The organism is Bradyrhizobium betae, from assembly GCF_004123905.1.
In the GTDB taxonomy this organism is placed as follows: Bacteria; Pseudomonadota; Alphaproteobacteria; order Rhizobiales; family Xanthobacteraceae; genus Bradyrhizobium; species Bradyrhizobium betae_A.
The window spans coordinates 616,202-637,319 of sequence record NZ_MZXW01000016.1 but is presented as its reverse complement, the minus strand read 5'-3'; the positions used below and the strand labels follow the sequence as shown (position 1 = coordinate 637,319).

Sequence of the window (21,118 nt, the reverse complement as noted above, 5' to 3'; positions counted from 1 at the left end):
CTATGCCTTGTCTTTTTCAGGCCGCCATTGATTGGCGACGCGTTTCCTCCGCGACGGGCATTGTCGCCCATCGCGCTTCCGCTGCAAAATGGCATAGATCAAGTCGCGATCAAACTACAACGCCGCGCCCCAGCCCCGCGCGGTCTGCAAGATCCAGTCGCGATAGAGCGTGAGTGGCGTGACGCCGGTCAATCCGCCGCAACCGGCCGCGCCGTTCGGCCCCGTCGACCAGCTGATGACGCCGACGAGCACGGCGCCATCAGGCTTGTCCTCGAACACGGGACCGCCGGAATCGCCGGTGCAGGCGCCAATTCCGTCGCGAACACCGTTGGTTACGGGATCAACCAGCCGGATCTGAAGCGTTCCGGGCTGGCCGGTGGCGACGAGGCCGGCAACGCGAATGGTGCCGCCGCTCTTGCCATCACCGCGCACGGTGACGCCGATCCCGGCGATGACGAAGCGGCCGCCGACCTGGATTGGAATGCTTGGTGCGCCGACCGGCACGGTCGATTTTCCCTTGAGTGGAATTTCCAGTTGCAGCAATGCCACGTCCGCGGTGGCGCGGTGTCCCTGCATCGCCTGCATGTTGAAGTTCGGATGGATCGCGACGGTGCGGACGTTCAGCAATTGCGGCGCGCCGTCGGCACCGCGATCGACGATCTTGTAGTCGGCGCCCGGCTGCACGCAGTGCGCGACCGTCAACACCAGCTTCGGTGCGATCAGGGTGCCGGTGCAGAAGTTGCCGCGCGAGCCGACGATGGTGACGACCGCGCGCGCAACGCCATCCGTCTGCGGCGTGCCGCCACCGACAATGGCGTGAGCGGGCGTCGCGAGCAGCAGCGCGGCTGCGATAAGAGTTGCAAGCTTCTTCATGGGAACACGCTTCAACATCGGTGGCGGCGGTGAATTGCTTCGGACTGGCCCTTGCCGATAGCGCATGCTAGCCGTCTTGGAAAGGAATTGACGAGGGCAGGATGGTGGCGATCGAGGCTGTGATCTTTGATTTTGGCGGCGTGCTGACGACCTCGCCGTTCGAGGCGTTTGCGCGGTTCGAGACCGAGCGCGGCCTGCCTGTCGACATCATCCGGCGGACCAACGCCGCCAATCATCTGGAAAATGCCTGGGCCAAGTTCGAGCGCGCCGAGGTCGATATCGAGACGTTTGATCATTTGTTCGCCGAAGAATCGCGTGCACTCGGCGCCGAGGTGCGCGGCCGCGACGTGTTGCCGCTGCTTCAAGGCGATCTGCGCCCCGAGATGGTTGAGGCCTTGAAGCGCATCAAGGCAAAGTTCAAGACCGGCTGCATCACCAACAATCTGCCGGCCAATGCGATCGGCAGCATGACCGGGCGGTCACTCTATGTCGCGGAGGTGATGGTGCTGTTCGACCACGTCATCGAATCCGCCAAGATCGGCCTGCGCAAGCCCGACCCGCGCATCTATCAGCTGATGGTGGAGACGTTGAAGGTAGATCCGAGGAAGTGCGTTTATCTGGACGATCTCGGCGTGAACTTGAAGCCCGCGCGCGAGATGGGCATGACCACGATCAAGGTCGCCAGTGGGGCACAGGCGATCGCGGAGCTCGAGAAGGCGACGGGGATGAAGCTCGGATAGTCTATCCTTCGTCATTGCGAGCGAAGCGAAGCAATCCAGAATCCCTCCGCGGCGATAGCCTGGATTGCTTCGTCGCAAGGGCTCCTCGCAATGACGGCGTGGAACGATCGCGCCTGGCAGACTACCTACTCCGCCGCAGCCCCAATGCGATCCGGAAATGCAGCCGCGAGTGCGGCACGGTCCGGCTTCAGCACGCCGCGCTCGGTGATGAGGCCCGTCACCAGCCGCGCCGGGGTCACGTCGAACGCGTAGTTCGCGACCGGCGAGCCCTCCGGCACGATCCGCACCGTCTCCAGCCGTCCATCCGCGGTGCGGCCGGTCATGTCGGTGACTTCCGTGCCGCTGCGCTGCTCGATCGGGATGTCGCGGATGCCGTCATTGACGGTGAAGTCGATCGTCGGCGACGGCAGTGCGACGTAGAACGGCACGTTGTTGTCGTGGGCGGCGAGCGCCTTCAGATAGGTCCCGATCTTGTTGCAGACGTCGCCATTGGCTGCAACGCGATCGGTGCCGACGATGGCGAGATCGACCATGCCGTGCTGCATCAGGTGCCCGCCGGTGTTGTCGGGGATCACGGTGTGCGGCACGCCGTGATGGCCGAGCTCCCACGCCGTGAGCGAGGCGCCCTGGTTGCGCGGACGGGTCTCGTCGACCCAGACATGGATCTTGATGCCGCGCTCATGCGCCAGATAGATCGGCGCCGTCGCCGTGCCCCAGTCGACGGTGGCGAGCCAGCCGGCGTTGCAATGGGTCAGCACATTGACCGTCTCGCCCGGCTTTTTCGATGCGATCGCCTCGATCAGCTTCAGGCCGTTACTGGCAATGCCGCGGTTGATCTCGACATCCTGCTCGACGATCTCGTCGGCGCGGGCATAGGCGGCTTCCGCCCGTTCCACCGGATCGATCGGCGCGAGCGTCGCGCGCATCTCGTCGAGCGCCCATTTCAGATTGATCGCGGTCGGCCGCGCCACAACGAGCGTCTCGTAAGCTCGTTTCAGGCCGGCGTCGGAGGCATCCTCGCGCATCGCGAGCGCCATGCCGTAGGCCGCGGTGGCACCGATCAACGGCGCGCCGCGCACCAGCATGTCGCGAATCGCCACGGCCGCGTCTTCGCACGACGTCAGCCTTGCCACGACGAATTCATGCGGCAGCCTGCGCTGATCGATCGCGCCGACCGACCAGCCGTCACGTTCGCGCCAGATGCTGCGGAAATGCTTGCCGTCGACCTTCATGGCATTCTGCCTTTCGTATCACGCCCGCAGGATGCGCCCGGCCACCGCATCGAGCTTCTTCAGAAGCTCGGGATCACGCGCCTCGGGCGCCGTGATCAGCGCGGTGTCGAGTGCGCGGTCCGAGCCGATCGGGCACGGCTCGTGCTCGCGCGGGAAATCCTTTGCCAGCCGCGCCACCAGGGCCTTGGCCTTGTCGGCGTTCGAGGTCAGCACGCGGATGATGTCCTGGACCGTGACGGCATCGTGATCGGGATGCCAGCAATCGAAATCCGTCACCATGGCGACGGTGGCGTAGCAAATCTCTGCTTCGCGCGCGAGTTTTGCTTCGGGCATGTTGGTCATGCCGATCACGGAATAGCCCAGCGTCTTGTAGGTCATGCTCTCCGCATAGGTGGAGAATTGCGGCCCCTCCATGCAGACATAGGTGCCGCCGCGCGCAAACGCGATGCCCTCGGCTTCGGCAGCCGCGGCAAGATGGATGCGCAGCCGCGGCGAGACCGGATGCGCCATCGACACATGCGCGACGCAGCCCCGGCCGAAGAACGAGCTCTCACGCTTGTGGGTGCGGTCGACGAACTGGTCGACGAGAACGAAGGTCCCCGGCGGCATCTCTTCCTTGAAAGAACCACAGGCCGACAGCGAGATCAGGTCGGTGACGCCGGCCCGCTTCAGCACGTCGATGTTGGCGCGATAATTGATGTCGGAGGGCGACAGCCGATGCCCCTTGTCGTGCCGCGGCAGGAACACGATCGGAAGACCCGCGATGGAGCCGCGCCGCAGCGGCGCCGATGGCTCGCCCCAGGGGCTGGCGATCACCTCTTCGTGCGCGCCTTCGAGACCCGGCAAATCGTAGATGCCGGAGCCACCGATGATGCCCAATACCGCCTGCGTCATGCCTGCTCCACCCTGTCAGCTACGTGCGACATGGTTAAGCTATGCCAGTTTTGCGGCGGTTTTGGAACGGGGTGGTGAGATCCTGCCGGGAGGTAGGCGCGCCGGACTCAAGCCGCGGTCGCCGGCTGCAACTGGGTCGCGACCATGCGCTCCAGCGTCTCGACGGACTGGAAATTCTCCGGCGTGATCTCGACTTGCGGAATGGTGAAGTCGAACTCGGCTTCGACGCCGAGCATCAGGTTGACCATGTCCATCGAGGTCAGGCCGGCATCGACGAGTTTCGTCGATGGCGTGACGTCAGCCGTGAGCGAGTTCTGCGCGAGGATGCCCTTCACCAGCTTGATGATGCGATTGCGCACGTCGGTGTCGAAGGCCTGCATGGTTAAATTCCATCTGGATATAAAGTTCGGACCGGTCTGCCGGCTACGATGGGCAGGGACGGCCGATCCCGCAATGGGCGACACCATTACTTCGCGTTTCTTAGTAAACGATGACTCAGATTGTCTGGAATCCTGGCTTCTTCCAGATCCCTAACGCGATCGCGGAAATCCGGGGGATGCAAACAACCGGGCCTTAACTGTTCGTTCGGAATTGGACTTCGTTTACCCTCTATTTCATCGACGAATTTGAATTAAATCCGTAGCCTCCGACCACAAGCTAGGATTGTCGGATGATCGTGGATGGCATCGCGAATGATGCTCTCGATCTCGAACGGCAAAACGGAGGCGGACGAGCATGAACGTGCATGAAGCGGTCCTCACTGTCGACGAGACGCAAACGAGCTTCCTCGAGCAAGGTCCCTCGCTGATTGAGCGCACCGCCCGAACCGCCACTGCGGCGGCAGCCGACGCAGACGGGGTCGATCGCGACGCCCGCTTCCCTCACAGGGCTTTCGACGTCGCGCGTGAGCAGAAATTGCTCGGCGTCATGATCCCCGTCGAGTTCGGCGGCTTCGGTGCCTCGATCCACGACGTCACCGACATCTGCTACACGCTCGGGCGCGCCTGCGCCTCGACCGCGATGATCTACGCGATGCACACGACCAAGGTCGCCTGCGTGATCAGGCACGGCCACGGCATTCCCTGGATGGAGACCATGATGCGCCGGGTCGCCCGCGACCAATGGCTGCTCGCCTCCTCCACCACCGAAGGCCAGAACGGCGGCAACATCCGCGCCAGCGCCGCGGCCGTCGACCACGCCGGCGACACCGTCTCGCTGATGCGCGACGCCACCGTGATCTCCTACGGCGCCGAGGCCGACGGTCTCGTCACCATCGCCCGCCGCGCCACCGAGGCCGCCGCCTCCGACCAGGTGCTGCTGGCGCTCGCCAAGGACGATTATTCGCTGAAGCGGACGCTGGGCTGGGAAACGCTCGGCATGCGCGGCACCTGCTCGACCGGTTTCGAGCTGAAGGTCGACTGCCCGGCCGACCGGGTCTTCCCCGAATCCTATGACAAGATCCATGCCCAGACCATGACGCCGTTCGCGCATCTGTGCTGGTCGTCGGCCTGGGCCGGCATCGCCGCCGCCGCCGTCACGCGTGCGCAGGCTTTCGTCCGCAAGGCGGCGCGTACCTCTGGTGGCCAGATGCCGCCGGCGGCCGCGCATTTCACCGCCGCAAAAATGTCGCTCGCAAAACTCCGCGCGCTGATATCAGCCAATATCGACGCCTTCGCTGGCGCCGAGCACGACGAGCGCGCACTGAGCGCGCTCGATTTCCAGTCCTCGATCACCCTTCTCAAGGTGCAGGCTTCGGAACTCGCGGTCGAGACCGTGATGCACGCGATGCGCACTGCAGGCCTTTCGGGCTACCGCAACGACGGCGAATTCACCATGGGCCGCCATCTGCGCGACGTGCTGTCGTCACCGATCATGATCAACAACGACCGTATTCTGGCCAACGCCGCAACCTCGACGCTGATGAGCGGCGTGCCAGCAAGCCTTCGTGACTAAAAGCCTTCGTGACTGACGTGCCTTCGAGGCCAACAAGAATAATTTCAGATAGCAGGACATCGAACATGAACATTGCTGTTCTTCCCGTTTCGCCCGAGACCGCGCCTGAGATCGCCGATCCGCTCGATCATCTCGCCGACAAGCTGTTTCACCGCATGGGCGCCGACGGCGTCTATGCCCGCACCGCGCTGTATGAAGGCGTCGTCGAGAAGCTTGCCGCGCTGATCACTGGCAATCGCGAAGCCGGCACCGAGGTGATGCGCTTCCCGCCGGTGATGAGCCGCACCCAGCTGGAAAAGTCCGGCTATTTGAAGAGCTTCCCGAACCTGCTCGGCTGCGTCTGCGGCCTGCACGGCACCGAACGCGAGATCAACGCCGCGGTGAGCCGCTTCGATGCCGGCGGTGACTGGACCACCTCGCTCTCCCCCGCCGACCTCGTGCTGTCGCCCGCCGCCTGTTACCCCGTCTATCCGATCGCGGCGAGCCGCGGCCAGCTGCCGAAGGGCGGCCTGCGCTTCGACGTCGCCGCCGACTGCTTCCGCCGCGAGCCGTCAAAGCATCTCGACCGCCTGCAGTCGTTCCGCATGCGCGAATATGTCTGCATCGGCACCGCCGACGACGTCTCCGATTTCCGCGATCGCTGGATGGTGCGCGCGCAGGCGATCGCGACCGATCTCGGACTGACCTACCGCGTCGATTATGCCAGCGATCCGTTCTTCGGCCGTGTCGGTCAGATGAAGGCGGTGAGCCAGAAGCAGCAGCAGCTCAAGTTCGAACTGCTGATCCCGCTGCGTTCGGAAGAGCAGCCGACGGCGTGCATGAGCTTCAACTATCACCGCGAGCATTTCGGCATCACCTGGGGCATCCAGGACGCCAATGGCGAGCCCGCCCACACCGGCTGCGTCGCCTTCGGCATGGACCGGCTTGCGGTCGCCATGTTCCACACCCACGGCACTGATGTTTCCGCCTGGCCCGCCAAGGTGCGGGAGATCATGGGCCTGCAGCCGCCAATCGCGGCCAATGCTCATGGCGAAGGCTGGCGCTAGAGCATGATCCGGAAAAGTGCGAAGCGGTTTTTCGGAAAGATCATGCTGAAACGATAGACTGTAAGAGGCCGACCATTTCCACGTGCAAGACGAGCGTGATCCACACCAAGGTCCGATGCCGCGAGATCACCGAAGCCGACGTCGATGCGGTCGCGGACCTGTTGACGCGTGGCTTCGTGGGCCGCTCGCGCAACTATTGGATCCAGGGCCTGCGCCGGCAGGCTTTCCGGCCCGTGCCGGAGGGCTATCCGCGCTTCGGCTACATGCTCGACAATGACGGCACGCCGGTCGGCGTGCTGCTGCTGATCTACACGGCGCGGAAGGACGGCGAAGAGACCTCCATCCAGTGCAATCTGTCGAGCTGGTACGTCGATCCGGCCTACCGCAACTACGCGCCGCTGCTGACTAAGATCGCGCAGCGGCACAAGGACGTCACCTATCTCAACATCAGCCCGGCGCCGTGGACCTGGCCGATCATCGAGACGCAGGGCTTTCGCGCCTATTGCCGCGGCATTTTCTTTTCGGTGCCTGCGCTGGCGCGTGCCCCGCGCTGGAGCAAGATCGAGGTCATCTCGCAACACGCCAAGACGATCGAGGGGCTCACCGAAGCCGAGACCGAACTCTTGACGCGGCATGCGCGCTACAATTGCCTCAGCCTGGTCTGCCGCACGCCGAAGGGAACGTTTCCGTTCGTCCTGCAGCCGGTGCGCATCCGCCGCGGTTTCATTGCACCGCCCGCAATGAAGCTGATCTACTGCCGCAGCGCCGCCGAATACGCCGCCTGCGCCGGCCGCATCGGCCGTCTGCTGCTGCGGCTCGGCAAGATCTCGGTGGCGGTCGACGCCAACGGCCCGATTCCCGGCCTCGTCGGCATCTATACCGAGCGGCGCGGCCGCAAATATTTCAAGGGTCCACACCGGCCGCGGCTCGCCGACCTCACCGACACCGAGCTCGTGCTGTACGGCCCGTAGGGACTGTCGACCCTGCGAACGCATGCGTTCGCAGGGTCGACATCAAATTTGTGGCGCTTACTCAACCAACCCTGGCTTGCAGACGCCTCGGCATTCTCGTGCCGGCACACGTTTCTCTCCATCGCCAGTCACCCTCCGTAAACTACTGCGCTTAAGGGAATTTTCCCGCCTCTTCGTTACCCTCGGCACTCGGACTACGTTGCGTTAAGTCTATTGCCCTCCGAGACCCCCGCCGCCCATGACGTCGACCCGCGACAACGAGCTTGGTGCACGCCGTGAGCAGGGCCCGGAGGCCCTGGTCGGGCTGAGCCAGCTTGCGCTCGACCACATGGAGCAGGGTGTCTGCGTCTACGACGCCGACAACCGGATCGTGCTGGTCAACCAGCGTTACCTCACGCTGTTCAACATGTCGGCCGAAATCGTCCGCGTCGGCACGCGCTATCGTGATGTGCTCGGCCACAGCGTTGTGCTCGGCAACATCTCGGCAGAGGAAGTCGACGCGCTCTACGCTTCACGAATCGCATTGATCGCGGCTGGCAAACCCTTCCGTACCCGCCAGACACTGCCAAGCGGTCTTGTCATAACGCTCGAACTGAAGCCGCTCCCCGACGGCGGCTGGATGACGATTTGCGATGATGTCAGCCGGCTCGCCCGACTCGAGGCTGAGCTGCAGCTTCAGACCGAGCGCAGCCAGCACGCGCTCGCCAACATGTCGCACGGCCTCATCATGTATGATGCCGACGGCCGCATCGTCGTCTGCAACGAGCGCTTCCTGAACCTCTACGACCTCGACCCCGACATCGTGAAGCCGGGCGTCGCGCACGGCACGTGCATCGACCATTGGCTCTCGCGCGGCAACATGCCGGGCATGTCGGCCGACGAATTCCACGACACGCGCCTGGAGGACGTGCGCGGCAGGAAGGCAAAGACCCTGCTGGTCATGCGCTACGACGGGCGGATGGTGCAGGCGGTCTCCCGCTTCCTGCCCGACGGCGGCTGGGTGACCGTGCACGAGGACGTCACCGAACGGCTGCAATACGAAGAGACGCTGAGGCAGCAGAACTTCATGCTCGACGCGGCGCTGGAGAACATGGCGCACGGTCTCGCCTTCTACGACAGCGACATGCGGCTGCGCGTCTGCAACACCACCTACCGCAAGATCTACCGGCTGTCGCCGGAAGAGACCAGGCCCGGCACGCATCTCGGCGAGCTGATCCGGCGATCGATGGAGAACGGCGCGTTCGCTTCGGAATACACCCCGCAGCAGATCCTGGAAGCCGCCCGCGCGCGGATCGCGAACCGCGATTCCTCCCCGATGCGCCGGAGCATGTCGAACGACACCGTGATCTCGGTGCGCTATTGCGCGCTGCCCGAGGGCGGCTTCGTCGCCACCTACGAGGACATCACCGAGCGCGAGCACGCGGTCGAGGAGCTGAGCGAGCAATATCGCCGCTTCGACGCGGCGCTGAACAACATGAGCCAGGGCCTGTGCATGCTCGATTCGAGCCTGCGCGTGATCGTCTGCAACCGCCGCTATATCGAGATGTACGGGCTCTCGCCCGAGATCGTGAAGCCGGGCGTCTCGATGCGGGAGATCATGGAGCACAGCTGCTCGATCGGCATCCATCCGAACATGACGGGCGCCAAGCTCTATGCCGACTACGTCGAGCGGCTGCGCGAGGGCGAGCACACGCTGCACCGCCATTTGAGCGATGGCCGCATCATCAAGCTCAACCACAAGCGGATGGAGCTCGGCGGTTGGGTCGTCACCTATGAGGACGTCACCGAGCGTCACAAGGCGCAGGCCCGCGTCGCACACATGGCGCGGCACGACTCCCTGACCGACTTGCCCAACCGCACGCTGTTCCGCGAGAAGATGGGCGAAGGGCTGAACCAGGTCGCGATTGCCGGCGGCGCGATGGCCGTGCTGTGCTTCGACCTCGACAATTTCAAGACCGTCAACGACCGCCTCGGCCACGCCGCCGGCGACCGGCTGCTGCGCTGGGTCGCCGCGCGCCTGAAGGAGAATGTCGGCGAGCACGACACCGTCGCGCGCCTCGGCGGCGACGAGTTCGCCGTGCTCCAGCGTGGACCGCAGCCGCAATCGGCCGAACGGCTCGCCCGCCGCCTTGTCGAGATCATCGGTCACCCGCCGCCGCTGGAAAGCCAGTCGATCCATGTCGGCGTCTCCGTCGGCATCGCGATCGCGCCCGATCACGGGTTAGACGCCGACGAGCTGATGAAATGCGCCGACCTTGCGCTGTACCAGGCCAAGGCCAAGGGACGCGGCGCCTATCAACTGTTCGAGCCCGAGATGGAGGAGCAGGCGCGCAGCCGGCACGCGCTCGATCACGATCTACGCGGCGCGCTGGAAGCCAACGAATTCCACTTGGTGTTCCAGCCGCAGGTGCGGCTCGATACCACCGAGCTGACCGGCTTCGAGGCGCTGCTGCGCTGGAAACATCCGACACGCGGCCTGGTTTCGCCTGCCGAGTTCATTCCGATCGCCGAAGAGAACGGATTGATCGTTCCGATCGGCGAGTGGGTGTTGCGCACCGCCTGCTCCTCGGCCGCCTCCTGGCCTGATATGACAATCGCGGTGAACCTGTCGCCGGTACAATTCCGCTCGCGCGGGCTGGTGGCGATGGTCACGAGCGCGCTTGCCGAGGCCGGCCTGCCGCCGCAGCGGCTCGAACTCGAGGTCACCGAGACGGCGCTGCTCGACGACAGCGAGGCGACGATCGAGATCTTGCACCAGCTCCGCGGGCTCGGCGTGCGCGTCAGCCTCGACGATTTCGGCGTCGGCTATTCCTCACTCAGCTATCTGCGTAAATTTCCGTTCGACCGCATCAAGATCGATCGCTCCTTTGTCGGCACACTCGGCGAAAGCCCGGAGAGCGTGGCCATCGTCCGCACCATCGCGAGCCTCGGCTCCGTGCTCGGCGTCGAGACCACGGCGGAGGGCGTCGAGACGATCGAGCAGCTCGACTTCGTGCGCGAATGCGGCTGCACCACGGTGCAGGGATATTATTTCGGCAGGCCCTGCCCGGCGGCCGAGGTCGGCCGCACCATCGAGACGTTGAACGCGGTTCGAAGAGTGGCGTGAGGCGCGGCGCAATCAGTCCTCGCCGGGGGCCTCGAGCCGATCGCGAAGAGCACGGATCACGCGATGAGTGGTCTCGATGTCCTTCACCGACAGGCCATCCGCGAGAGCGTTGACCCACGGGACCTGCAAACGGCCGGCAGCATCGTAAACCTGCCTGCCCTTGCCGGTGAGCACCACCAGCTGCGCCCGGCGGTGATGCGGATTGGTCTCGAACGCGACGAGACCATCCCGCTCGAGGTCGTTGACGATACGCTGAACGTTCTGGCGGTTGGCACCGAGATTGCGCGCCAGCCAGGCCACCGGCTCCGGGCGCTCGGCATCGACGATCGCCCCCAGAATCTGCCAGCGCGCGCTGGTGAGGCCGAGCGATGCCACCAGCCGGTCGCCGGCGGTCAAAAGCAGCCCGTTGGCGCGGAACAAATCGAGGATGAAGCCGGTCAGGGCCTCGCCCGGCGGGGTCCATTTGGTCCTGGTCATTTGTAATTATTACTCCGTATTGACATCTTCATGTCAAATATCTATGTCACATCTCGTCGAATTGACATGATGATACCAACTCGAATGGAGTAATGCCATGGCCCAAATGCGCCCGCTCGACCCGAGCTTCCCGATCGACCGCCAGATTGCACGCGAGGCTGGCCCCGTGGTGCTGGTCAATTTGTTCATGCTCGATGCGGCGGCCGAACAGAGCTTCCTGACGAGCTGGCAGGACGATGCCGCTTTCATGAAGCGGCAACCGGGCTTCATCTCGACCCAGCTTCACCGCGCCGTCGGCGATAGTCCGACCTATCTCAACTATGCTGTCTGGGAAACGAATGCGCATTTCCGGGCGGCGTTCACGCATCCGGAATTCCGCGCAAAGATCGCGGTCTACCCCGCATCCGCCGTTGCAAGCCCGCATCTGTTTCAGAAAGTCGCGGTCGCGGGCATTTGCGTAGCATAGCGGCGCACGCGATGACGGAGGAGAGAGTCGACTCCACCATATGCTAGTGGTGGGCACGCTTCGCTTTGCCCACCCTACGGCATCTCAACTTGCCGCGGGCAGTGCACTATCCGGCGGCGCGCCCCAGGGGCGGTCGGCTGAGGCGAGGCCGATCAGGCGGCCCTGGATGTAGTCGCAACCCCAGTCGCGCAGCATGCTGGCGGCCTCTTCGTCCTGCACCCATTCGGCGACCGTCTTGATGTCGAGGCGGCGGGCGAGGTCGATCAGGGTCTGCACGAAGGCGCGGTCGTCGGCGGAACGGGTGATGTTCTGCACGAAGGCGCCGTCGATCTTCACGATATCCACGCCGAGCTTGCGCAGGTTGCGGAACGAGGTGTAGCCGGCGCCGAAATCGTCGATGGCGATGCGGCTGCCGAAATTCTTCAGCCGCGTGACGAAGCCGCGGACATCATCGATGTCCTGGATCGCAACCGTCTCGGTGATTTCGACGATCAGCCGCTCGGCGACGCCGGGATGGGCCTGCATCAGCGATTCGATGCTCGCCCACCAGTCCGGATCCATGGTCGTATCAGGCGAGATATTGAGGCTGAGACTGACATCGGGCGCCGCCGCGAGCTCGGCAACCACGAGCTCGAGCACGCGGTGGTCGACGAGGCGGATCAGGCCGAGCCGTTCGGCGACCGGCACGATGTCGGGCGCGAGCAGCACCTGCCCGTCGCCCTGGTCCATCCGCACCAGGCATTCATGGAATGCGCGCTCGCGCGAGGCGGCCGCAACCACCGGCTCATAGGCGAGCTTGATGCGGCGCTCGTTCAGCGCGGTGACGATCTCGTCGGTGACGCGGATGTTGACGCGGCGCTGCGCATCGCGCGTGGCATCCGGGCGCCAGGTCGCAAACGAGCCGGCGCGGCGGCGCTTGGCGGCATCCAGCGTCTCATGGGCGCGATTGACCGCCTCGTCGGTGTTGCGGGCATAGCGCGGCAGGCTGACCGCGCCGATCGACGCGGTGACCGAGACCGGGCCTGATTTCGTCGGCACCACCTCGTCGCGGATGCCGGCCAGGAAACGCTCGGCGGCGACGTTCATGTCGTCGATGGTGCAGTTCTTCAGGATCAGGCCGAACTTGTTGCCGGAAAAGCGCCCGAGCACGTCGCCGCCGCGCAGGCGGGCACGGATGCGTTTGCCGATGTCGAGGATCACGGCATCGGCGACGTCGAAGCCGAAGGCGTCGTTGACGCGGGCGAGGTGGTCGATTCCGACCAGCATGAAGGCCGCGGTCGAGCGGAAGCGGGTCGTCTCCTCGATCGCCTCGGCCAGCGCCGCAATCAGATGCGAGCGGTTGAGCTCGCCGGTGAGGGGATCGAGCCGCGCCAGCTTCGTCAGCTCTTCGTCGCGGGCGCGACGCTCATTGTTGATGCGAACGGAACCGATCGCACGCGTCGGGCGGCCGTCGGGACCGGCAAACCAGCGGCCGGTCTCCTCGATCCAGACCACGGGATCGGCAGCGCTCATGCGCACGCCGTACTCGACCCTGTAAGGCGTACCGTCGGCACCGTGCACGGGGGAGGTCTGCGCCAGCGCGGCGGTTCGGAGCGTTTGCACGGGCTCGATCAGCTTGGCGAATTCGGCGCCGGTCGCGAGCCGCTCGGCGGGGATGCCGGGAAAGACGCTAGTGACCTGGTCGCCCCACACGATGGCGTCGTTGGCGATGTCCCAGACAAACACGGCCTGGCCGAGGGCAGCCAGGATGTCGGAGGCTTGCGGCAATGCAGGGGTCAAAATCGCCTCGTTTCGGGACAGGGGGGAGTCCTGAGCCGGCACAGAATACGGCCAGATTCGCCTCTGACCCTAGGCAAAGTTCATAAACAATTTGGAAACCACGTTATGAAGAGGCGACGGAACCAAACCGGCCCGTCCGGCATAGGCCTTGCGAGTACTGACACGCACCCGGCGCCCGCGTCCCGAAACGCGACAGGCTCGCCGGATCAACGGTGATAGCGATGTTGGGTACTGATCGATCGGACGTGGTGGAAGGCAGCATGGGCACGGCCCTGGTGCCGCTGGTCGCGACTGTCCAATGGATCCACAAGGCCCCGCTGCCGCACCCCGATCCGAGCTTCGTCACCCAGCTCATCGCCAATGCCGAGCACCTGCCCCAGACCAGCCGGCTCCGCCGTGCCTCCTCTGAAGATGCGCAGATGGCCTATGGCAACAAGCGCCCGCTTCCGAGCGTCACCGCCCGCACGCGGCAGGTGGCTTGAGAGAAATACCCGTTCGCGGAACAGCCATCGCCGCACGCTCGGTGCACCTCTCCCGCTTGCGGGGGAGGTCGGCGCGTAGCGCCGGGTGGGGGCCCTCCCCCGCAAGCGGGAGAGGGAGCAGACCGTCCAAGCGGTGACAGGTGTACTGATCTCAGCTAGCGCGGCGTATCGGGTGAGGACGGCGTGCCGTTGCCCGGCTGCAGATCCGGCGAGGGAATTTCCGGCGAGGGCGGCATCACCGGCTTCGGCGCAGGATGATCCATCAGCACGGACTCAGCGACCGACTGCGCCGAGGGCGCGGGCGGTGCTGGGTGCGGCGCAGGCACCGGCTCGAACCTGGGCTCGGCCGCGGCATCCTCCACCGGTGCCTCGGCCTGGCGCTTGGCCTTGCGCGGCGCCGGCACTGTCGTCTCGGCGACATAGGTGACGCGGCGGCGCGTGCGCTGGGCGATACCGCCGAGGAAATCGGCCATCGCGAGCAGCACCAGCAGGAAAAAAGTGGAGTTGCCGAATTTGGGCCACATCACGAATTCGGCCGCGGCTGCGCCGAACAGGATCAGCGACAGCAGATGATCCATCAGGAATTTCGAGCCGGGCCGCGCGCCCTTGACCACTTCAAGCAGCAGCAGCACGATCCCGAGAGCGAGCATCAAATCAGCGAGCGTGACCGGCCAGGTCTCGCCCGTGATCATCGGCACCTTGAACAGCACGTCCGTAAAGGACACGCTCGGCATCAGGAAGGCGATGATGTTGTAGACCGCGAGCGGAATCAAAAGCAGCGGGAAACCGACCATCGGCGAAATGCCTTCTCGATCAAGATATCCGGACAGGACAATGCGGCGGCGAAGCATTTGCTCCGCCGCCGTCACTGTCATATCTCATAGGGTGGCCGAAATCAGGCAGGCGAAATCATCCTGCCCGAAGAAAGGTCCCGAAACTCAGGACTCTTTCTTCTTCAGGACCTGACGGCCCTTGTACATGCCGGTCTTGAGGTCGAGATGGTGCGGACGACGGAGCTCGCCGGAGTCCTTATCTTCCACATAGGTCGGCTTCTTGATGGCGTCTGCCGAGCGGCGCATGCCACGACGCGACGGCGAGGTTTTTCTTCTCGGAACGGCCATTTCAATATCCTCTAGGGATTGGTGTTTCGGGGCATCGTCCGCAAAGGGACGGCTCAGCACCCGCAAACCGAGGCGAGCTGAATGCCAGTCAAGGCCGGGCTTATAGAGGAAGGCCGACCTTAAATCTAGGGTTCTGGGCCGGAAAATACGCCCGAAAAGGACCCGAAATCAGCGATTTTCCCGCCAGCAGGTCGAAAGCGAGCTGGCCTGCGCCCTCGCCACATAGGTCCCGGCCAGCCGCCTGACACCCGGGCCGGGGGTCCGGGCGCTGCGTTTGACCGGATTCGGCAGGATCGAGGCCAGAAGGGCTGCTTCCCGGGGCGAGAGGTCCTCGGCCGATTTGCCAAAGGCATAGGCGCTGGCCGCCTCGACGCCAAACTGGCCCTGCGGGCCGAGCTCGGCGATGTTGAGGTAAATTTCCAGGATCCGCGGCTTGGGCAGGACGAAGTCGATCCACAGCGCCAGCGGGAATTCCAGACCCTTTCGGACGAAATCCCGGCCCTGCCAAAGGAACAGGTTTTTCGCGACCTGCTGGGTGATGGTGGAGGCACCCCGAAACGGGGTGCCGTCCTCCTTCGCATCGTCGATCGCCTCGCGCAGTGCGCCCCAGTCGATGCCACGGTGCTTGCAGAAATGGGCGTCCTCGGCCGCCACCACCGAGCGCGGCAGATACGGCGACATCGCCGCCAGATCGATCCATTCCCGCTGCATCGGCGCGCCCCGCAAGCTGCGCCAGGCCATCAGCGTCGAAACCGGATGACCGGTGCGGTAGAACGGCGCGATCACGTAGGGCGCGAGCAGCGCAACCGCGAGCACCAGGAGAAGGGTTTTGACGATCCGCAAATCAACCTTTCCGGCGCAAAATGAAATGCGGCCACGGGCTGGACCATTAAGTCTGTGATAATTCGGGCCTTTTCCAGCACTTTTTAGGCCTTCCAAACGATTGACTGGGGCGGGCGCATAAAGGATTGTCCCGCCGAATTTAGTTCTGGAGCCCTTCTTGATGACCGGCACGTCCCCGTCCGATTTTGCCAAACGTCTGGACAAGACCGCTGATGATACCGAGGCCCTGCTCGGCCGCCTGCTGTCGGATGATATCCTGCACGATGAGATCGCCCGGCCCAAGCGGCTGATGGACGCAATGCGCTATTCGAGCCTGAACGGCGGCAAGCGCCTGCGGCCGTTCCTGGTGGTCGAGAGCGCGGCCGTGTTCGGCGTTCCCCGCGAAGCCGCGCTGCTCGTGGGCGCGGCGCTCGAATGCATCCATTGCTATTCGCTGATCCATGACGACCTGCCGGCGATGGACAATTCGGACCTGCGCCGCGGCCGCCCCACCCTCCACAAGAAGACCGACGACGCGACCGCGATCCTCGCCGGCGACGGCCTGTTGACGATCGCCTTCGACATCGTCACCCGCGACGAGATCCATCGCGACGCCAATGTGCGCCTCCTGCTGACGCGCGCGCTGGCGCGCTGCGCCGGCATCGGCGGCATGGTCGGCGGCCAGATCCTCGACCTCGCCGGCGAAGGCCGTTTTGGCGGCAACGAGCCGATCGACGTCGCCCGTATTCAGCAGATGAAGACCGGCGCGCTGCTGCGCTATGGCTGCATCGCCGGCGCAATCCTCGGCCAGGCCTCGCAAAAGGAATATCAGGCGCTCGACGATTACGGCCGCGCGCTCGGCGAGGCCTTCCAGATCGCCGACGATCTGCTCGACGTCGAAGGCGATGCAGCCGCGCTCGGCAAACCGGCCGGCGCCGATGCCGCGCTCGGCAAGACCACCTTCGTCACCCAGCTCGGCATCGAGGGCGCCAAGCAGCGCGTCCGCGACCTGCTCGCACGCGCCGACAGCGCGGTCTCGATCTTCGGCGACCGCGCCACCGGGCTGCAAGCCGCCGCGCGGTTTGTCGCCGAGCGGAAGAACTGACGTCGCGGACGATCTTCACCTCGCCCCGCTTGCGGGGAGAGGTCGACATTCAAGCGCAGCTTGAAGGTCGGGTGAGGGGGACTCTCCACGAATCCAACTCTCACCGTCCTCGCGGAGCCTCCCCCTCACCCGACCCTCTCCCCGCAAGCGGGGCGAGGGAGCAGATCACCGCTGCGGCAACAATGAAAATCTGGCGAGGGAGCCTTAGTCATCATGGCCACTGACAAAAAGGAAGATCCCGCCCTCGTCCGCTTCCGCCAGATGTCGCGGCCGGTGAGGCTGATCTACGCGCGGCCGCGGACCTTCATTGCACTTGCCGCCGGCATCCTGATCGCCCTGCTGCTTCCGGGCTCGCACCGGGTTGTGACGCGGCTTCTGTTCGGCTGGGATGCGCTGATCGCGGTCTATCTCGTGCTCGTCTACGCGATGATGCTATGCAACGACCACCAGCACATCCGCCGGAGCGCCGCGATGCAGGACGACGGCCGCTTCGTGATCCTGCTGGTGACGGCGATCGGCGCCTTCGCAAGCATTGCGGCCATTGTCGCCGAGCTCGGCGCCCACCGCGGCCCGGTTGAGCTGACGATCGCGATCACGACCATCGCGCTGTCATGGGCCGCCGTGCACACGACTTTCGCGCTGAATTACGCCCATGATTATTACCGCGACCCGATCGGCGGATTGCAGTTCCCGAGCGGCGACAAGGAAGACCACTGCGACTATTGGGACTTCGTCTATTTCTCGTTCGTGATCGGCATGACCGCGCAGGTCTCCGACGTCGGCATCTCCGACAGGATCATCCGCCGCACCGCGACGGCGCACGGGATCATATCCTTCATCTACAACACGGCCCTGCTGGCGCTGACGGTGAACATCGCGGCGAGCGCGATCTCGAATTAGGTCGTCGTCCCTGCGAACGCAGGGACCCATACCGCGTGATCTATCGCATTCAGATGGTGCGAGTACCGGGGAATACTTAATAGCTTCCAGTCTTCGCCAAACTCCTCCCTGGGATTATGGGTCCCCGCGTTCGCGGGGACGACACTGAGGAAGCTTTCAGACCTAGTTACACACTTCGGCATTGGCGTCATTGCCCGGGCCTCCGCCACCGCGATATTCGAGATGGCAGCCGCGATTGACCGGACGGCAGCCGCCACCATTGCAGAACACCTGCCCGCCACCCGAGGCGCGACCCGCGCCGGCTGCGATACCGGCCGCAGCGCCGCCCATGCCGCCATAACCACCCGCCGCGCCCATCTGCGGACGCTGCCGCGCCGGACGGTCCTCGCTGCCGTCGCGCCGCGAGGTCGCGGGCTTTGACGGCGCAAGCTTTGACGGCACAGGCTTGGCGGCGCGCTTCTTCTCGCATTCATTGTCGCCGTTCAGCGCATAGCCGTCGCCGCAGAGGATTTTGGTGCATTTGTCGCCGTCGGCCTTGAAGCCGTGCTCGCAAACCAGCGGGCAGACGCGCGACGGTTTTGACTTGACCGCATCGAGCGCGTCGGTGCTCGCCACCTTCACGTCGAGCCTGGTGCCGGCATAGCGGTTGAACTGCGACAGCGAGCGCTGCGAGGACGTGGTCCAATTGCCGTCGGCCTGACCCGAGAAGCAACCGACGCGACCGAGCTCGGTCTGCACCGAGCGGCTGAGATCGGCCGGCGCGATCGCGGGCGTCAGCGACGCCACGTTGGTGCCGGCGGGGCTCGCCGTGCTGGCCGGCGCGGCATTCGGCGCGGCGGCGGCGAGATTGACGCGCTGCTGCTCGGCGGCAGCCGCCTGCTGCTGGGCCTGCTCCTTGGCCTTTTGCGCAGCGAGCTGCGCCTGCTCGGCCGCCTTGGCATCGGCCGCTGCCTTGGCCTGCGCATCCTTCTGCGCGCCGAGAGCGGCAAGGCGATCGCGCTCGGCCTCAGCCTGCCTGGCCTTCTCGGTGGCCGCCGCATGAGCCTGCTCGGCGCCGATTTTCTCGACCTGAAGCTTGGCAAGGCTCGCATAGAAACCGTCGGGATGCTGGGCGAGGAATGCATCCCACGCCGCCCTGTTGCCGACCTGAAGCGCGAGCTCGTAGTCCCGGCGGATATCGGCCTGCGGGTTCGTCACTGGCGGCACAGGTGCTGCAGTCACCATTTTGACCGGCACCAGCGGGACGTCTTCGCCGCCGAGCGAGCCGTACACGAACGGCTCTTGCTTGTTGCCGGTCGATTTCAGCACGTCGTCGCGGACGAAACCGAAGGCGCGGCGGACGTCGAGACCCGGTGTCGTCAGATGCTTCGACAGCGCGATCGTGAACGGGCTGTTGGCGCCGTCGCCATCCTGCGCCGTGAAGCCGGCCTTGGCGGAATAGGCAATCAGCGTGTTGGAGCTGGTCGGCTCGACCTGGGCCAGGCCACGGCCGATACCGCGCGAGGCAAGCGTGCGCTTCATGGTCCGGCCGAACGGATTGTCACGGCAGGCATCGAGGATCACCAGGCGAAGCTGTTTTGCCGGCTCGACGGCGACGAGGACGCGATCGAGCGAGAGCGCCTCGTCATAGACGTCGGTATCGCGCTCGAGCTTGGCATCGACAGGGATCAGATAGTTCGAGCCTTCGACCTCGATGCCGTGGCCGGCATAGTAGACCACCGCGATGTCGGCATCGCGGGTTGCATCGGCGAATTCGCGCAGCACGCGCCGCGTATCGAGGGCCGACAGATCGTGCCGGGAATCGACGATGTCGAAGCCGGCGTCCTTCAGCGTCTTCGCCATCACCGAACCGTCATTGATGGGGTTCGTCAGCGACGGCGCGTGCTGATAGGCCGAGTTGGCGATCACCAGCGCGACACGCTTTCCCGCGAATGCGGGCCCGGCGCCGAACACCAGCGCGGCGGCGAGGAGAAGCGGGTAAAGTCTGAACAAGATGCGCATGACACGACTTCCGAAAATTCTTTGGGGCCGCTTTAGCAGGGCCGGCCAGCGGCGCTTGTGATGGAGGTCACGAAGGCGGCGCCGGCGACGGGGCGAAAGCCCCCTTTGGTTTGTCGCACCAGAACGGCCGCGGTTCGCCGGCAGAGACGGGGCGCGGGCCAGATTCTCCTGGAGATCTCCCCTAGGGATCCCCGACATGCCCCCGGTGCTGCGGCAGATTGTCCGTGATCTCGTGCCAGGGCGCCTTCGAGCCCACGAAAATATGGGCGCTCGGCCGGATCGAGGGGGCATCGACCAGGGTTCCCATGGCGACATGGACCCATTTTCCCTCGCGCACCCGGGAATAAAGCAGCGAGCCGCAGCGGGCGCAGTGCACGTCATGAGTGATGTCGTCGCCGTAGATGAGGCGCTGATCCTCGCCATGGACGATGCGGAGCTTGTCCTGCGGGATCCCGGCAAACGGCTTGAAGGCCGAGCCGGTGGTGCGGCGGCAGTTCGAGCAGTGGCAGTTCATCGCATAGGAGAACGCGTCGGCGACCTCATAGCGCACGGCGCGGCAACAGCATTCGCCGGTGAGGATACGAGCGTTCGAATTTTCTGATCCGGTCATGGCAACGCCTTCACGCAAATGGCTGACACACCCATAGCGCATTTCGATGTGTACGACTAAGTTCCGCCCGCGCCATCATGCAAAGGGATGACCCATGAGCCAGAACCGTTCGAGCGTCGAAGCCGTCGTACAATCCTATTTCGACGGACTCTACGAGGGCGATGCCGAAAAGCTCGGCGCCATCTTCCATCCCTCGGCCGATTTGCGTTGGGTCGAGAAGGGCGAATTGCAGGTGCTGACCGTGCCCGACTGGCTCGACCGCGTGCGCAAGCGACCCTCCGGCAAGGCCGAAGGCAAGCCGCGCGAGGATTTCATCGTCACCATCGACCGCTCCGACGACAAGACCGCCTTCATCAAGGTACGCTGCCAGCTGCCGCCGCGGTTTTTCACGGATTATCTGGTGGCGATGAAGCTGGCTGATGGCTGGCAGATCGTGTCGAAATCGTACCGGTACGATTTGAGGGAGTGACGGGGAGCCTCAGTCTCCCGCTGCCCAATATCTGCCGCGCTCGTCCCTGATTCTCCGTCATTGCGAGCCCA

General features: G+C 64.7%; 21 protein-coding genes. 10 read left to right on the top strand and 11 right to left on the bottom strand.

Annotation, left to right across the window (positions count from 1 at the left end; genetic code table 11):
* Nucleotides 1-114: 114 nt before the first annotated feature.
* Nucleotides 115-873, bottom strand: coding sequence for a S1 family peptidase (locus B5V03_RS13225; protein ID WP_164987972.1), 759 nt, complete (start codon nucleotides 871-873; stop codon nucleotides 115-117).
* Nucleotides 874-977: 104 nt separating this feature from the next.
* On the opposite strand from B5V03_RS13225, the gene B5V03_RS13220 reads away from it, so the two are divergent.
* On the top strand, nucleotides 978-1,613 hold the full coding sequence (locus tag B5V03_RS13220) for an HAD-IA family hydrolase (RefSeq protein ID WP_164988030.1): 636 nt from the start codon (nucleotides 978-980) through the stop codon (nucleotides 1,611-1,613).
* A gap of 125 nt (nucleotides 1,614-1,738) precedes the next feature.
* Here B5V03_RS13220 and mtnA read toward each other — a convergent pair whose 3' ends face one another.
* The 3 genes from mtnA to B5V03_RS13205 all read right to left on the bottom strand — a co-directional run bounded on the left by mtnA (nucleotide 1,739) and on the right by B5V03_RS13205 (nucleotide 4,119).
* On the bottom strand, nucleotides 1,739-2,845 hold the full coding sequence (gene mtnA, locus B5V03_RS13215) for an S-methyl-5-thioribose-1-phosphate isomerase (RefSeq protein WP_129270732.1): 1,107 nt from the start codon (nucleotides 2,843-2,845) through the stop codon (nucleotides 1,739-1,741).
* Between the two features lie 18 nt (nucleotides 2,846-2,863).
* Nucleotides 2,864-3,739 (bottom strand): S-methyl-5'-thioadenosine phosphorylase, encoded by an 876-nt coding sequence (locus tag B5V03_RS13210; RefSeq protein ID WP_129270731.1) that lies wholly within the window; start codon nucleotides 3,737-3,739, stop codon nucleotides 2,864-2,866.
* Between the two features lie 107 nt (nucleotides 3,740-3,846).
* Complete coding sequence (locus tag B5V03_RS13205) at nucleotides 3,847-4,119, bottom strand: phosphopantetheine-binding protein (protein ID WP_129270730.1); 273 nt, start codon at nucleotides 4,117-4,119, stop codon at nucleotides 3,847-3,849.
* A 355-nt stretch (nucleotides 4,120-4,474) separates the two neighbouring features.
* On the opposite strand from B5V03_RS13205, the gene B5V03_RS13200 reads away from it, so the two are divergent.
* From B5V03_RS13200 to B5V03_RS13185, 4 genes are all read left to right on the top strand, one after another.
* Entirely contained in the window at nucleotides 4,475-5,692 is a 1,218-nt protein-coding gene (locus B5V03_RS13200; protein ID WP_129270729.1) for an acyl-CoA dehydrogenase family protein, read from the top strand.
* Nucleotides 5,693-5,757: 65 nt separating this feature from the next.
* Entirely contained in the window at nucleotides 5,758-6,738 is a 981-nt protein-coding gene (locus B5V03_RS13195) for an amino acid--[acyl-carrier-protein] ligase (RefSeq protein WP_129270728.1), read from the top strand.
* A gap of 95 nt (nucleotides 6,739-6,833) precedes the next feature.
* On the top strand, nucleotides 6,834-7,709 hold the full coding sequence (locus B5V03_RS13190) for an acyl-CoA acyltransferase (protein WP_129270727.1): 876 nt from the start codon (nucleotides 6,834-6,836) through the stop codon (nucleotides 7,707-7,709).
* A gap of 238 nt (nucleotides 7,710-7,947) precedes the next feature.
* Nucleotides 7,948-10,815 (top strand): PAS-domain containing protein, encoded by a 2,868-nt coding sequence (locus B5V03_RS13185; RefSeq protein ID WP_129270726.1) that lies wholly within the window; start codon nucleotides 7,948-7,950, stop codon nucleotides 10,813-10,815.
* Nucleotides 10,816-10,827: 12 nt separating this feature from the next.
* On the opposite strand, the gene B5V03_RS13180 is transcribed toward B5V03_RS13185, so the two are convergent.
* A complete protein-coding gene (locus B5V03_RS13180) occupies nucleotides 10,828-11,292 on the bottom strand; it encodes a MarR family winged helix-turn-helix transcriptional regulator (protein ID WP_129270725.1) in 465 nt (154 codons plus the stop codon).
* Between the two features lie 97 nt (nucleotides 11,293-11,389).
* Here B5V03_RS13180 and B5V03_RS13175 point away from each other — a divergent pair, with 97 nt between their 5' ends.
* Nucleotides 11,390-11,758, top strand: coding sequence for an antibiotic biosynthesis monooxygenase family protein (locus B5V03_RS13175; protein ID WP_129270724.1), 369 nt, complete (start codon nucleotides 11,390-11,392; stop codon nucleotides 11,756-11,758).
* A gap of 84 nt (nucleotides 11,759-11,842) precedes the next feature.
* Here the strand turns inward: B5V03_RS13175 and B5V03_RS13170 are convergent, their stop codons facing one another.
* Complete coding sequence (locus B5V03_RS13170; protein ID WP_164987971.1) at nucleotides 11,843-13,537, bottom strand: bifunctional diguanylate cyclase/phosphodiesterase; 1,695 nt, start codon at nucleotides 13,535-13,537, stop codon at nucleotides 11,843-11,845.
* Nucleotides 13,538-13,758: 221 nt separating this feature from the next.
* Here B5V03_RS13170 and B5V03_RS13165 point away from each other — a divergent pair, with 221 nt between their 5' ends.
* Nucleotides 13,759-14,019, top strand: a complete 261-nt coding sequence (locus B5V03_RS13165) for a hypothetical protein (protein WP_164987970.1) — start codon at nucleotides 13,759-13,761, stop codon at nucleotides 14,017-14,019.
* Nucleotides 14,020-14,174: 155 nt separating this feature from the next.
* On the opposite strand, the gene B5V03_RS13160 is transcribed toward B5V03_RS13165, so the two are convergent.
* The 3 genes from B5V03_RS13160 to mtgA all read right to left on the bottom strand — a co-directional run bounded on the left by B5V03_RS13160 (nucleotide 14,175) and on the right by mtgA (nucleotide 15,983).
* Nucleotides 14,175-14,813, bottom strand: coding sequence for a hypothetical protein (locus B5V03_RS13160; protein WP_164987969.1), 639 nt, complete (start codon nucleotides 14,811-14,813; stop codon nucleotides 14,175-14,177).
* Between the two features lie 144 nt (nucleotides 14,814-14,957).
* The gene (gene rpmF / locus B5V03_RS13155) at nucleotides 14,958-15,140 is read right to left on the bottom strand and encodes a 50S ribosomal protein L32 (protein WP_007598106.1); all 183 of its coding nucleotides are present in this window, start codon (nucleotides 15,138-15,140) and stop codon (nucleotides 14,958-14,960) included.
* A 168-nt stretch (nucleotides 15,141-15,308) separates the two neighbouring features.
* On the bottom strand, nucleotides 15,309-15,983 hold the full coding sequence (gene mtgA, locus B5V03_RS13150; protein WP_129271204.1) for a monofunctional biosynthetic peptidoglycan transglycosylase: 675 nt from the start codon (nucleotides 15,981-15,983) through the stop codon (nucleotides 15,309-15,311).
* A 160-nt stretch (nucleotides 15,984-16,143) separates the two neighbouring features.
* Here mtgA and B5V03_RS13145 point away from each other — a divergent pair, with 160 nt between their 5' ends.
* Complete coding sequence (locus tag B5V03_RS13145) at nucleotides 16,144-17,067, top strand: polyprenyl synthetase family protein (protein WP_129270720.1); 924 nt, start codon at nucleotides 16,144-16,146, stop codon at nucleotides 17,065-17,067.
* A gap of 213 nt (nucleotides 17,068-17,280) precedes the next feature.
* Nucleotides 17,281-17,967, top strand: coding sequence for a DUF1345 domain-containing protein (locus tag B5V03_RS13140; RefSeq protein ID WP_129270719.1), 687 nt, complete (start codon nucleotides 17,281-17,283; stop codon nucleotides 17,965-17,967).
* Nucleotides 17,968-18,129: 162 nt separating this feature from the next.
* On the opposite strand, the gene B5V03_RS13135 is transcribed toward B5V03_RS13140, so the two are convergent.
* Together B5V03_RS13135 and B5V03_RS13130 are read right to left on the bottom strand one after the other, a co-directional pair.
* Nucleotides 18,130-19,968, bottom strand: coding sequence for a caspase family protein (locus B5V03_RS13135; protein WP_129270718.1), 1,839 nt, complete (start codon nucleotides 19,966-19,968; stop codon nucleotides 18,130-18,132).
* Nucleotides 19,969-20,149: 181 nt separating this feature from the next.
* Entirely contained in the window at nucleotides 20,150-20,578 is a 429-nt protein-coding gene (locus B5V03_RS13130; protein ID WP_164987968.1) for a GFA family protein, read from the bottom strand.
* A 94-nt stretch (nucleotides 20,579-20,672) separates the two neighbouring features.
* On the opposite strand from B5V03_RS13130, the gene B5V03_RS13125 reads away from it, so the two are divergent.
* Complete coding sequence (locus B5V03_RS13125; protein WP_007598116.1) at nucleotides 20,673-21,047, top strand: nuclear transport factor 2 family protein; 375 nt, start codon at nucleotides 20,673-20,675, stop codon at nucleotides 21,045-21,047.
* Nucleotides 21,048-21,118: the final 71 nt, after the last annotated feature.